General features: G+C 54.1%; 11 protein-coding genes. 7 read left to right on the top strand and 4 right to left on the bottom strand.

What is annotated here, in order from left to right; genetic code table 11:
- Positions 1-5 precede the first annotated feature (5 nt).
- On the bottom strand, positions 6-905 hold the full coding sequence (locus tag OGY04_RS11035) for a glycyl-radical enzyme activating protein (protein ID WP_137377782.1): 900 nt from the start codon (positions 903-905) through the stop codon (positions 6-8).
- Positions 906-1,037: 132 nt separating this feature from the next.
- Between OGY04_RS11035 and fsa the strand changes: the two genes are divergently transcribed.
- Positions 1,038-1,700: a fructose-6-phosphate aldolase gene (fsa, locus tag OGY04_RS11030; RefSeq protein WP_032942786.1), complete on the top strand. Its 663-nt coding sequence runs from the start codon at positions 1,038-1,040 to the stop codon at positions 1,698-1,700.
- Positions 1,701-1,786: 86 nt separating this feature from the next.
- On the opposite strand, the gene moeB is transcribed toward fsa, so the two are convergent.
- Both moeB and moeA read right to left on the bottom strand, forming a co-directional pair.
- On the bottom strand, positions 1,787-2,536 hold the full coding sequence (gene moeB / locus OGY04_RS11025) for a molybdopterin-synthase adenylyltransferase MoeB (protein ID WP_057067348.1): 750 nt from the start codon (positions 2,534-2,536) through the stop codon (positions 1,787-1,789).
- Positions 2,536-3,771, bottom strand: a complete 1,236-nt coding sequence (gene moeA / locus OGY04_RS11020) for a molybdopterin molybdotransferase MoeA (RefSeq protein ID WP_286585298.1) — start codon at positions 3,769-3,771, stop codon at positions 2,536-2,538. Before moeA ends, moeB begins: the two co-directional genes overlap by 1 nt.
- 174 nt (positions 3,772-3,945) lie before the next feature.
- Between moeA and OGY04_RS11015 the strand changes: the two genes are divergently transcribed.
- The 6 genes from OGY04_RS11015 (at position 3,946) to gsiD (ending at position 11,197) form a co-directional block, all read left to right on the top strand.
- Positions 3,946-4,734: an aminoglycoside adenylyltransferase family protein gene (locus OGY04_RS11015; RefSeq protein ID WP_286585297.1), complete on the top strand. Its 789-nt coding sequence runs from the start codon at positions 3,946-3,948 to the stop codon at positions 4,732-4,734.
- Between the two features lie 191 nt (positions 4,735-4,925).
- Positions 4,926-5,891, top strand: a complete 966-nt coding sequence (iaaA, locus tag OGY04_RS11010) for a beta-aspartyl-peptidase (RefSeq protein ID WP_003836974.1) — start codon at positions 4,926-4,928, stop codon at positions 5,889-5,891.
- A complete protein-coding gene (gene gsiA, locus OGY04_RS11005; protein ID WP_057067350.1) occupies positions 5,878-7,749 on the top strand; it encodes a glutathione ABC transporter ATP-binding protein GsiA in 1,872 nt (623 codons plus the stop codon). Before iaaA ends, gsiA begins: the two co-directional genes overlap by 14 nt.
- Positions 7,750-7,777: 28 nt before the next feature.
- The gene (gene gsiB / locus OGY04_RS11000; RefSeq protein WP_191226233.1) at positions 7,778-9,316 is read left to right on the top strand and encodes a glutathione ABC transporter substrate-binding protein GsiB; all 1,539 of its coding nucleotides are present in this window, start codon (positions 7,778-7,780) and stop codon (positions 9,314-9,316) included.
- Between the two features lie 46 nt (positions 9,317-9,362).
- Positions 9,363-10,283 (top strand): glutathione ABC transporter permease GsiC, encoded by a 921-nt coding sequence (gene gsiC / locus OGY04_RS10995; protein WP_032942797.1) that lies wholly within the window; start codon positions 9,363-9,365, stop codon positions 10,281-10,283.
- Between the two features lie 2 nt (positions 10,284-10,285).
- Complete coding sequence (gene gsiD / locus OGY04_RS10990; protein WP_003831612.1) at positions 10,286-11,197, top strand: glutathione ABC transporter permease GsiD; 912 nt, start codon at positions 10,286-10,288, stop codon at positions 11,195-11,197.
- 92 nt (positions 11,198-11,289) lie between these two features.
- Here the strand turns inward: gsiD and rimO are convergent, their stop codons facing one another.
- Positions 11,290-12,597 (bottom strand): 30S ribosomal protein S12 methylthiotransferase RimO, encoded by a 1,308-nt coding sequence (rimO, locus tag OGY04_RS10985; protein ID WP_204191432.1) that lies wholly within the window; start codon positions 12,595-12,597, stop codon positions 11,290-11,292.
- Between the last annotated feature and the right edge of the window lie 148 nt (positions 12,598-12,745).

The raw sequence follows: 12,745 nt of genomic DNA, 5'->3' as shown, positions 1-12,745 counted from the left end.
GGCGATTATCCTCGTAGGGTCGCGGTTAAACCTTTAAGGCTGGCGTACTGCTGGGCAAATTCGAGCAGTGCTGGCGCATCAAGCGGTTTATCCGGTGCGTTGTAGGGTTGACTGAGTAAGTGGTATTTGTTGATGCCAAGGGTGTGGTAGGGCAAGAAATGGATCTCACCGACGTGAAGCTCATCGGCGGCAAAATCGGTAATGGCCTGAATAGCGGCTTCGTCTGCGTTGAATCCCTGAATCAGCGGTACGCGGATAATCATTTTTTTACCGGCGGCAGCCAGTTTTTTTAGATTTTCCAGTACGCGAGAGGCACTGCCATCGGTCCATTGTTTAAACGGCGCATCTGCAACGTGTTTTAGATCTGCCAGAAACAGATCGACGTCAGGTAATGATGGTTCAATATACTTCCACGGGACATGCAAACAGGTTTCCACCGCGGTATGAATGCCTGCGTCGTGGCTGGCTTTGAGCAAAGCAGCTGCCAGCTCTGGCTGCATAAACGGTTCACCGCCGGACAGGGTGAGGCCTCCGCCACTGCGGTCGTAAAACGGTTTATCTCGCAATACGGTCGCCATGATATCGTCCACGCTTTTTACCTCTCCGCAAACGGTTAACGCCTGAGTCGGACAGCAGTCGGTCAGTACGGTGAGAGCGTCATCGGTCAGTTTTTCGCGATGAATAAGTAATCCGCCCAGCGCCCGTTCAATCACCGCGGGTGCAGCCTGAGCACAGAGATCGCAACCGTCGAGGCACAAACGCGCGTCATAAAGCAGGTCCTGCGTGCGGGCGCGGCTTTCCGGATTCTGGCACCACCGACAGCCCAGGGAGCATCCCTTAAGGAACACCACGGTACGAATACCGGGGCCATCATGCGTGGAGTAGCGCTGGATATTGAAAATCATAAGCGACCTCTTTTCTTTCGTATAAAGATTAAATTACTTTCGAATGAAAGTTATATTGACATACGTCAACTAACCGTGAGGTTTCGCCGTGCTACCTTTTATTCATGCTAATTATTCGTTTGAGGAAAGGTTATGGAACTCTATTTAGATACGTCTGATGTTGATGCGGTAAAAGCTCTGGCGCGCATTTTCCCGCTGGCAGGGGTGACCACTAACCCGAGCATTGTGGCGGCAGGGAACCAGACGCTGGAAGTACTACTGCCGCAACTGCAGGAAGCGATGGGAGGGCAAGGGCGTCTGTTTGCTCAGGTAATGGCGACCACCGCCGAAGGGATGGTCAGCGATGCGCGTAAGCTGCGGGCAATCATTGCTGATATCGTGGTCAAAGTGCCGGTGACAGCAGAAGGTCTGGCGGCTATAAAATTGCTGAAAGAAGAAGGGATCCCGACGTTAGGTACTGCGGTATACGGTGCAGCTCAAGGGTTATTGGCTGCTCTGGCGGGTGCGGAATACGTTGCGCCATACGTTAACCGCGTGGATGCGCAAGGAGGGGATGGCATTCAGACGGTGGCCGACCTGCAGACGTTACTGAAAATGCATGCCCCGCACGCCAAAGTACTGGCAGCCAGTTTTAAAACACCGCGTCAGGCACTGGATTGTCTACTGGCGGGCTGCGAGTCCATCACGCTACCGCTGGACGTTGCTCAGCAGATGATTAGCTCTCCGGCGGTTGATGCTGCCGTCGCGAAGTTTGAGCACGACTGGCAGAGCGCATTCGGTCGCACGTCGATCTGATGCTGTTGCCGGGTGGTGCTAACGCTTACCCGGCCTACGTTGGAGCCGTTGTAGGTCGGGTAAGGCGAAGCCGCCACCCGACTTTTTTACTGCCCGCAAACCTCACATCCCGGGTTGCGCATCAGCTTCATTTCGCGAAACTGGCAGGTCATGGCATCGTACATGACGATTTTTCCGGATGCCGGTTTACCGTAGTTTGCCAGTAGCTTAATGGCTTCCATCGCCTGTAACGATCCGATCACGCCGATCAGCGGGGCCATCACTCCGGCTTCTACGCAGGTCAGGGCATTTTCACCGAACAGACGACTCAGGCAACGGTAGCAGGGCTCACCGTCCTGGTATGTAAATACGGTAATTTGTCCTTCCATGCGAATAGCTGCACCGGAAACCAGCGGGACTCTGGCGGCAAAACATCCGGCATTCAGCTGATTGCGGATGCTGACGTTATCCGTACAGTCCAGCACCAAATCGTGTTCGGCAATAAGCGCGTGAATCTCGCTATCGTCAAGCAGCGCATTCACCGGCGTAATGGCGATATAAGGGTTAATCCGCGCTAGCGCGTCACGGGCGGATAGCACTTTGGGTTGCCCGACGGTTGCATCGCTGTGCAGCGTCTGGCGTTGGAGGTTCGACACGGAGACCGTGTCAAAGTCGAGCAGGGTTAAATGTCCGACGCCAGCGCCCGCAAGGTACTGAGTTGCTGCGCATCCCAGTCCCCCCAGACCAACGACCAGTACCCGCGCATCTTTGAGCGCTTCCTGACCTTCGAAATCGAAGCCGCGCAGAATGATTTGCCGGTTATAGCGCATCATCTCCTGGTCGCTGAGTTCCGCCATTACAGGCCTCCAAACAGTGCGTTAAACGGCTCGACCTCAACCCATTCTCCGGCCTCAACGTTACCGCGATCGCACTCCAGCACGATAAAGCAGTTGCCCTGGCTAAAGGAGCTAAAAATATGCGAGCCCTGGTGTCCGGTGGTGGTGACTTCCAGTTCGCCTTCCGCGGTACGCTGCAATACACCACGTTGAAAATCCAGACGCCCTGGCGTTTTCTTCAGGCGTGAGGCTGTGCGCACGCGCTGGCGCGGAGGTAACCCACAGGCGGTGTTTCCGCTGAGTTTCGCCAGCAGCGGTTGCACCAGTTGATAAAAGGTGAGGGCCGCAGAAACCGGATTACCCGGCAGGCCGCAAAACCAGCTGTTGCTCAGTTTACCAAACGCGAACGGTTTACCGGGTTTGATGGCCAGCTTCCAGAAGGCAATTTCTCCCAGCTCTTCCAGAATGGTTTTGGTGTAATCCGCTTCGCCTACCGAAACGCCGCCAGAGCTGATGACGACGTCGGCCTGGCTGTCGGCTTCGATAAATGCGGCTCGCAGCGCGTTTGGATCGTCGCGAATAATTCCTAAGTTGATCACTTCGCAGCCCAGCTGCTGCAGCATCAGGTGAACGGTCAGACGGTTTGTGTCATAAATCTGCCCGTCGCCCAGCGGTTGACCCGGCAGTTGCAGCTCATCACCGGTGGAGAACAACGCCACGCGAACTTTGCGAACGACCGGTACTTCGGCAATGCCGAGCGAGGCCAGAACAGGAAGCTCGGCAGTTGTCAGACGAGTTCCGGTAGGGAATACCACCGCGCCGTTTGCGATATCTTCACCGCGCAGACGAATATTTTGTCCGCTGCGGACCTCGGCGGTAAAACGTACACCGTCGTCAGTTTGTTCCGTTTGCTCCTGCATCACCACCGCTTCACAACCGGCAGGCACCGGGGCACCGGTCATAATGCGGATGCAGGTTCCCGCAGGCCACTCGCCGTGGAATGGTTGACCAGCAAAGGCTTTGCCAGCCACCGCAAGAGGCTGGTCTGATTGTAAATCGGCTAATCGCACCGCATAGCCATCCATTGCCGAGTTATCGAATCCCGGCACATCAATCGGGGAGATGACGTCGGTGGCCAGAATGCGGCCAAAGCATTGAACCAACGGCAGCGTTTCGACGGCGGTGAGTGGGGTAATACGCGAAAGCATCTGAGAGAGAGCCGTTTCAAGCGGCATCAGTCCGGCGGTAAATTCCATGAGAAGACTCCTGCGGGGCAAAATCGAATCCGCTCATTATGTCAGAAAATGGACGCGGACAGTATGCTACCTCAGGCTTAGGATCCGATCTGAGACAGGTTTTCTGCCAGAGAATAGCGCTATAGGAAAAATGCAGTATAGACTCATTATTTCTGCTTTTTTCCAGGAGGCTAAATGGCTGCGACTATCCCGAATTCAATTCGACAACAGGTGAATGCCGCCAGTGCACTGATTGCGCGGATTATCGAGGGCGACCTGGTTGCTGTTCATTTGTATGGCTCTGCTGTTGAAGGTGGCTTAAAGCCCCAAAGCGATATCGATTTACTGGTTACCATTAGGCAGCCACTGAATACCCGGCAAATAAAAGATCTGATGCAGGGGTTTCTGGAAATATCAGCACCGCCTGGCAGCGTTGATAGCTATCGGGCGCTGGAAGTGACCATCGTGGTCTATTCACAACTTGTGCCGTGGCAATTCCCACCGTCAAGAGAAATGCAATTTGGCGAATGGTTGCGTGACGATATTCGCGCGGGAATTTTTGAACCGAGACAGGTGGATCCTGATCTGTCCATCCTGCTGACCCAGGCCCGGCGCGTCAGCGTAGCGTTGTTCGGTGAACCCGCTGAGACGTTATTCAACGTCATCCCTTTTAGCGATGTCGTGCAAACGTTTCGGCATATCCTTGATATGTGGCAGAAACCGGGCGATTTAGAGGGTGACGAGCGAAATATCATCCTTACTCTGGCGCGTATTTGGTACAGCGTAGTTACGGGCAATATTGTCGCTAAAGATGAAGCCGCCTCCTGGCTTATACCGCAATTACCCGATGAGTATGCTGATACGCTGCAAGCCGCACGTGCGGAATACCTGGGGTTAACCAAAAAGAACTGGGCTGCGTCTATGCCATCTGTTGAACGCTTTGTGTTTTATGCAAAAAAACAGATTGCCGATCGGCTTGAATAATATATTCAACGATGTTGGAAGATACTCTTTCTGTTTAACTCATCTAAATAACCTGATGGGATGGGGCGTGAGGTACGGGCCTTTACCTTTACATGACGTCTGCATCTTTCTATATTCAAAAATCGAATCAATAAGTCACAGAAATTCTGATATTTATAACCCCGGTACCTGCCACCTAATGGACGAAAAAAATGGGTAAAGCAGTCATTGCAATTCACGGCGGCGCAGGGGCTATCACCCGTTCGCAGCTGAGTCAGGAGCAAGAGTTGCGTTATATACAGGCGCTGTCGGATATCGTTGAAACCGGCCAGCGGATGCTTGAAGACGGTCGTAGCGCACTGGATGTGGTGACCGAAGCCGTGCGCTTACTGGAAGAGTGTCCGTTGTTTAATGCCGGAATTGGCGCGGTGTATACCCGTGATGAAACCCATGAACTGGATGCCTGCGTGATGGACGGTAACACGCTGAATGCGGGAGCCGTCGCCGGAGTCAGCCATTTACGCAATCCGATTCTCGCGGCGCGCCTGGTAATGGAACACAGCCCACACGTCATGATGATCGGTGAAGGGGCTGAAAACTTTGCCATTGCGCAGGGTATGGAGCGCGTATCAGCGGATATTTTCTCGACGCCAGAACGCTACGCTCAACTACTGGCGGCGCGAACAGCGGGAGAAACGGTACTGGACCATAGCGCGAGCCCGCTGGATGAAAACAACAAAATGGGTACCGTGGGGGCGGTCGCGTTAGATATGTTTGGCAATCTGGCGGCCGCAACATCGACCGGGGGGATGACCAACAAATTACCTGGGCGGGTGGGTGACAGTCCGTTGGTCGGCGCAGGCTGTTATGCCAATAACGCAAGTGTGGCAGTCTCCTGCACCGGAACCGGGGAAGTCTTTATTCGTGCGCTGGCGGCCTATGACATTGCGGCGTTGATGGACTATGGCGGCCTGAGTTTATCCGAAGCGTGTGAACGCGTAGTGATGGAAAAATTACCGGCGCTTGGCGGCAGTGGCGGTTTAATTGCTATCGATCATGAGGGCAATGTCGCCTTGCCGTTTAATAGCGAAGGCATGTACCGCGCCTGGGGATATGCAGGCGATACGCCAACCACCGGTATTTATCGGGAAAAAGGAGATAGCGTTGCCACACAGTGATGAGCTTGATGCCAGCGACGTGCTGGCAGTCAGCAATCTGAATATTGCCTTTGAACAGGAACAGCAACGTGTCAGCGCAGTGCGTAATCTGTCATTTCGCCTGAAGCGTGGCGAAACGCTGGCGATTGTTGGTGAGTCCGGTTCAGGAAAGTCGGTAACGGCCTTGTCGCTGATGCATCTGATTGAACAAGCAGGCGGCGAGGTAAGCTGCGATGAAATGCTGCTGCGACGCCGCAACCGGCAGGTTATTGAGCTGGGTGAACAGAGCGCATCACAAATGCGTCACGTGCGCGGTGCGGATATCGCGATGATCTTCCAGGAGCCTATGACATCGCTCAATCCGGTGTTTACCGTGGGCGAGCAAATTGCTGAGTCTATACGCTTGCACCAGGGCGCCAGCCATGAAGAGGCGATGGTAGAAGCGAAGCGGATGCTCGATCAGGTGCGTATCCCCGAGGCGAAGGCGATTTTATCGCGTTATCCACACCAGCTTTCCGGCGGTATGCGCCAGCGGGTGATGATTGCCATGGCACTGTCGTGTCGCCCTGCGGTTTTAATTGCCGATGAGCCGACGACCGCGCTGGATGTCACCATTCAGGCGCAGATCCTGCAACTGATAAAAGTGTTGCAGCAGGATATGTCGATGGGAGTGATCTTCATTACCCACGATATGGGCGTTGTGGCGGATATTGCTGACCGCGTGCTGGTGATGTATCAGGGCGAGGCGGTAGAAACCGGCAGCGTTGAACAAATTTTTCACGCTCCCCAGCATCCCTATACCAAAGCGCTGTTGGCAGCCGTGCCGCAGCTTGGGGCGATGAACGGGCATGAGCTTCCGCGCCGTTTCCCGCTCATTTCATTGCACGATCCCAGTCATGTCGAACCGCAAACCGAGCAGGACACCGTGGTTGAAGGCGAGCCTATCCTACGGGTACGCAATCTGGTGACGCGTTTTCCTCTGCGCAGCGGTATTCTAAATCGCGTGACTCGCGAGGTGCATGCAGTGGAAAACGTCAGTTTTGACCTGTGGCCGGGAGAAACGCTCTCACTGGTGGGGGAGTCGGGCTGCGGGAAATCCACCACCGGGCGGGCGCTGCTGCGTCTGGTTGAGTCTCAGCGTGGGGAAATCATTTTCAACGGACAGCGTATTGATACCCTTGCTGCCAGCAAGTTGCAGCCGCTGCGTCGGGATATTCAGTTTATCTTCCAGGATCCGTATGCCTCGCTCGATCCGCGCCAGACCGTGGGATATTCCATTCTGGAGCCGCTACGGGTACATGGGTTATTGCAGGGCGATGCGGGATCAAAACGGGTTGCATGGTTGTTGGAACGTGTAGGCTTGCTACCTGAGCATGCCTGGCGCTATCCGCACGAGTTTTCCGGCGGTCAGCGTCAGCGTATCTGTATTGCACGGGCATTGGCGCTCAATCCCAAAGTGATTATTGCCGATGAATCTGTCTCGGCGCTGGATGTTTCAATTCGTGGGCAAATCATCAACCTGATGCTCGACCTACAGCGAGAATTGGGTATCGCATACCTGTTTATTTCCCACGATATGGCGGTGGTGGAACGGATCAGTCACCGTGTGGCGGTGATGTATCTTGGGCAGATCGTTGAGATAGGCACCCGGCGGGCGGTGTTTGAAAATCCGCAACATCCGTACACTCGCAAGCTGATGGCGGCAGTTCCGGTCGCCGATCCATCCCATCACCGGCCCCAGCGTGTGCTGTTGTCGGACGATATCCCCAGCAATATTCGTAAACGTGGCGAAGAGATTTCCCCCGTATCACTCCAGTTAGTTGGTCCGGGGCATTATGTAGCGCGTCCGCTACCAGAAAATGCGCTTTCGCGTTTATAACAGGCAGGCAGGGTTTAAGGAGAATAACATGACAAAAATTGTTGCTCGAAAATGGCTGGTTGCTGTGGGAGTGGTCTCTGCACTGGCCGCATCGCCTGGCTGGGCCGCCAAAGATGTAGTGGTAGCCGTGGGGTCCAATTTCACGACGCTCGACCCCTATGACGCGAATGACACGTTGTCGCAGGCGGTAGCGAAGTCGTTTTATCAGGGGTTGTTTGGCCTTGATAAAGAGATGAAACTGAAAAATGTGCTCGCGGAGAGTTATACGGTTTCTGATGATGGGCTGACCTATACCCTTAAGCTGCGCCAGGGCGTGAAGTTTCAGGATGGAACTGACTTCAATGCCGATGCGGTAAAAGCTAACCTCGATCGGGCCAGTAACCCGGAAAACCATCTGAAACGTTACAACCTGTATAAGAATATCGATAAAACCGAAGTCGTCGATCCGTCGACGGTGAAGATTACGCTGAAACAGCCGTTCTCTGCCTTTATCAATATTCTGGCGCACCCGGCAACGGCGATGATTTCTCCCGCCGCGCTGGAGAAATACGGTAAGGAGATCGGTTTCCATCCTGTGGGGACCGGGCCGTACCAGCTTGATACCTGGAATCAGACGGATTTTGTGAAGGTTAAGAAGTTCGCGGGCTACTGGCAGCAAGGGCTGCCAAAGCTGGATACGATTACCTGGCGTCCGGTGACCGACAACAACACGCGTGCGGCCATGCTGCAAACTGGGGAAGCGCAGTTTGCCTTCCCAATCCCTTACGAGCAGGCGGCGTTACTGGCGAAGAACAAAAACCTGGAACTGGTGGCCAGTCCGTCTATTATGCAGCGTTACATCAGCATGAACGTCACGCAAAAACCGTTCGACAACCCGAAGGTGCGTGAAGCGCTGAATTATGCCATCAACCGCCAGGCGCTGGTGAAAGTGGCTTTTGCTGGTTACGCGACGCCGGCAACCGGCGTTCTCCCCCCGTCGATAGCCTATGCGCAAAGCTATACGCCGTGGCCCTACGACCCGGCGAAAGCGCGCGAACTGCTAAAAGAAGCAGGTTATCCGAACGGTTTTACCACTACGCTATGGTCTTCGCATAACCACAGTACCGCGCAGAAAGTGCTGCAATTTACCCAGCAGCAGCTGGCACAGGTGGGCATTAAGGCTCAGGTAACAGCGATGGATGCCGGTCAGCGCGCCGCGGAAGTTGAAGGGAAAGCGCAGAAAGAGAGTGGGGTACGGATGTTCTACACCGGCTGGTCGGCGTCTACGGGCGAAGCTGACTGGGCGCTGTCACCGCTGTTTGCATCACAAAACTGGCCGCCAACTTTGTTTAATACGGCGTTCTACAGCAATAAGCAGGTGGACAGTGATTTAGCGGCAGCGTTGCAAACTAACGATCCGGCGCAGAAAGCGAAGCTGTACAAAGACGCGCAGGATATTATCTGGAAAGAATCGCCGTGGATCCCGCTGGTGGTGGAAAAACTGATTTCGGCGCACAGTACCCGGTTGACCGGGTTCTGGATTATGCCGGATACCGGATTTAGTTTTGATGATGCGGATTTAAAATAAGCTATGCATTCGGCCCCGCAGCCCAGGGGCCGACGAAGGGAGCCTGATGCTTAACTATGTTTTCAAGCGCCTGCTGGGGTTGATTCCAACTCTGTTGATTGTTGCGGTGCTGGTATTTTTATTTGTTCACCTGCTACCCGGCGATCCGGCCCGGCTGATTGCCGGACCGGAAGCTGACGCCGAGGTTATTGAACTGGTGCGCAAGCAGCTGGGTCTTGACCAGCCGCTGCATGTTCAGTTCTGGCATTACATGACCAACGTGTTGCAAGGCGATTTTGGCACCTCGATGGTTTCTCGTCGCCCGGTTTCTGAAGAGATAGCCAGTCGTTTTATGCCATCACTATGGCTGACTATTGCCAGTATGGCGTGGGCGGTATTGTTTGGTATGACGGCGGGGATCATTGCTGCCGTATGGCGAAATCGCTGGCCGGACAGATTAAGCATGACGCTGGCGGTCACCGGGATCTCGTTCCCGGCGTTTGCGCTTGGCATGCTGCTGATGCAGATATTCTCCGTTGAACTCGGTTGGTTGCCTACCGTGGGCGCAGACACCTGGCTTCACTACATCCTCCCGTCTATTACGCTGGGCGCGGCGGTGGCTGCGGTGTTAGCCCGATTTACTCGCGCCTCGTTTGTTGATGTGCTTAGCGAAGATTATATGCGCACCGCGCGGGCTAAAGGGGTGAGTGAAACCTGGGTGGTGTTAAAACATGGTCTGCGTAATGCGATGATCCCGGTGGTCACCATGATGGGACTACAGTTTGGCTTTTTGCTTGGTGGATCAATCGTGGTTGAGAAGGTGTTCAACTGGCCCGGGCTTGGGCGACTGTTGGTGGACTCCGTCGAAATGCGCGACTACCCGGTGATTCAGGCCGAGGTGCTGTTGTTTTCTCTGGAATTTATTCTTATTAACTTAGTGGTGGATGTGCTCTACGCTGCCATTAATCCGGCTATCAGGTACAAGTAAGGATGCGATTTTTTAACTGGCGCCGACAGGCGATTTTAAATGCGATGCCCCTTGTTAAGCCAGAGCAGATACGCACACCGTGGCATGAGTTCTGGCGTCGGTTCCGTCGACAGCACATGGCGATGGTCGCTGGGCTGTTTGTATTGCTCCTGATCATGGTAGCGATTTTTGCCCGCTGGCTGACGCCATTTGATGCCGAGAATTACTTCGATTATGACCGTTTGAATGATGGGCCGTCGATGCTGCACTGGTTTGGCGTTGACTCACTGGGACGGGATATCTTTAGCCGCGTGCTGGTTGGTGCGCAAATCTCGCTGGCGGCAGGAGTCTTTGCCGTATTTATTGGCGCGGCGATTGGTACGGTACTGGGTCTGTTGGCGGGGTACTACGAAGGCTGGTGGGATCGACTGATCATGCGAATCTGCGATGTGCTGTTCGCCTTTCCGGGGATATTGCTGGCGATAGCCGTGGTCGCCGTGCTGGGCAGCGGAATCGCTAACGTGATCATTGCCGTGGCCATTTTCTCCATTCCAGCCTTCGCGCGCCTGGTGCGCGGGAATACGCTGGTGCTGAAGCAACAGACGTTTATTGAGTCTGCGCGCAGTATTGGTGCCAGCGATGCGACCATCATCTTCAACCATATTCTGCCTGGAACGGTCTCATCGATCGTGGTCTTTTTTACCATGCGAATTGGCACGTCGATCATCTCTGCCGCAAGCCTGTCATTTCTGGGATTAGGCGCACAGCCGCCGACGCCGGAGTGGGGGGCAATGCTTAATGAAGCGCGCGCTGATATGGTGATCGCGCCGCACGTGGCGATTTTCCCGGCGGTAGCGATATTCCTGACGGTACTGGCGTTTAACTTACTGGGAGATGGTCTGCGCGACGCGCTGGACCCGAAGATAAAAGGATAAACCGTAGGCCTGATAAGACGCTTCAGCGTCGCCATCAGGCATTGCCGGATGCGGCATAAATGCCTTATCCGGCCTACGTTGGGTTACGCTAATTAAACGCGGGTGCCCCACAGATCGTATTCATCTGCGTTTTCGACCTTCACGCGGATGATATCGCCAGGTTTCACCTTGGTTTCACCATTCAGGTATACCGCGCCGTCGATTTCTGGAGCATCAGCCATGCTACGACCAATTGCGCCTTCTTCGTCAACTTCATCAACGATAACCAGAATCTCGCGGCCCACTTTCTCTTGCAAACGTTCAGCAGAGATCTGCTGCTGCAATTGCATAAAGCGGTTCCAGCGTTCTTCTTTCACCTCTTCCGGGATTTGATCCGGCAGGTCATTAGCGCCAGCGCCTTCTACCGGGCTGTATTTAAAGCAGCCCACGCGATCCAGACGCGCTTCCTTCAGGAAGTCGAGCAACATCTGGAAGTCTTCTTCCGTTTCACCCGGGAAACCAACAATGAAAGTGGATCGCAACGTCAGTTCAGGGCAGACTTCACGCCACTGCTTGATGCGCGCCAGCTGTCTGTCCACGGAGCCCGGGCGTTTCATCAGTTTAAGAATACGCGGGCTGGCATGCTGTAACGGGATGTCCAGATACGGCAGGATTTTGCCTTCCGCCATCAGCGGGATCACATCATCAACGTGTGGGTAAGGGTAGACGTAATGCAGGCGCGTCCAGATCCCCAGTTTTGATAACTGTTCGCACAGATCAACCATGCTGGTTTTGACCGGCTCGCCGTTATGGAAACCGGTACGATGCTTCACATCTACACCGTACGCTGAGGTATCCTGAGAAATTACCAGAATCTCTTTCACGCCCGCATCGACCAGACGCTTGGCTTCGCTAAGGACGTCGCCAATCGGACGGCTCACCAGATCGCCGCGCATGGATGGAATAATGCAGAACGTGCAGCGGTGGTTACAACCCTCGGAAATCTTCAGATAGGCGTAATGACGAGGAGTCAGCTTGACTCCCTGCTCAGGAACCAGACTCTGGAACGGGTTGTGTTTTGGTTTTGGCACATAGTGGTGAACGTGCTCCAGAACCTGTTCATAGCTATGCGGTCCGGTGATTTCCAGCACCTTCGGGTGGACTTCACGGATCTGATCGACTTTCGCGCCCAGACAGCCGGTGACGATCACCTTACCGTTCTCGTTCAGCGCTTCGCCAATTGCTTCCAGGGACTCCTGAACCGCACTGTCGATAAAGCCGCAGGTATTAACGATAACCATATCCGCGTCGTCGTAGCTTGGCACAACATCATAGCCTTCGGTACGAAGTTCGGTCAGGATGCGCTCAGAATCGACGAGGTTTTTCGGACAACCTAGTGATATAAAACCAATTTTTGCCATTTTCTTATACTGTACATTGCTCGTAATCGGGGGATTATACAGATGCCTTCACGGTACATCTATATCTGATCAGCATAAGACGGAGAGAATAAAGAGCGATACCTATAAAGAGTAGATCGGTTAGTGAAAGGTGTTTAGTGAGTCTAAT

It is taken from the genome of Citrobacter sp. Cpo091, from assembly GCF_030332645.1.
Lineage (GTDB): Bacteria > Pseudomonadota > Gammaproteobacteria > Enterobacterales > Enterobacteriaceae > Citrobacter > Citrobacter portucalensis.
This window is presented reverse-complemented; position numbering and strand designations above follow the sequence as displayed.

What these genes read in the sequence shown, in the direction of transcription:
- OGY04_RS11035 (WP_137377782.1), bottom strand. Translation starts at nt 905, where the DNA reads ATGATTTTCAATATCCAGCGCTACTCCACGCATGATGGCCCCGGTATT.
- fsa (WP_032942786.1), top strand. Translation starts at nt 1,038, where the DNA reads ATGGAACTCTATTTAGATACGTCTGATGTTGATGCGGTAAAAGCTCTG.
- moeB (WP_057067348.1), bottom strand. Translation starts at nt 2,536, where the DNA reads ATGGCGGAACTCAGCGACCAGGAGATGATGCGCTATAACCGGCAAATC.
- moeA (WP_286585298.1), bottom strand. Translation starts at nt 3,771, where the DNA reads ATGGAATTTACCGCCGGACTGATGCCGCTTGAAACGGCTCTCTCTCAG.
- OGY04_RS11015 (WP_286585297.1), top strand. Translation starts at nt 3,946, where the DNA reads ATGGCTGCGACTATCCCGAATTCAATTCGACAACAGGTGAATGCCGCC.
- iaaA (WP_003836974.1), top strand. Translation starts at nt 4,926, where the DNA reads ATGGGTAAAGCAGTCATTGCAATTCACGGCGGCGCAGGGGCTATCACC.
- gsiB (WP_191226233.1), top strand. Translation starts at nt 7,778, where the DNA reads ATGACAAAAATTGTTGCTCGAAAATGGCTGGTTGCTGTGGGAGTGGTC.
- gsiC (WP_032942797.1), top strand. Translation starts at nt 9,363, where the DNA reads ATGCTTAACTATGTTTTCAAGCGCCTGCTGGGGTTGATTCCAACTCTG.
- gsiD (WP_003831612.1), top strand. Translation starts at nt 10,286, where the DNA reads ATGCGATTTTTTAACTGGCGCCGACAGGCGATTTTAAATGCGATGCCC.
- rimO (WP_204191432.1), bottom strand. Translation starts at nt 12,597, where the DNA reads ATGGCAAAAATTGGTTTTATATCACTAGGTTGTCCGAAAAACCTCGTC.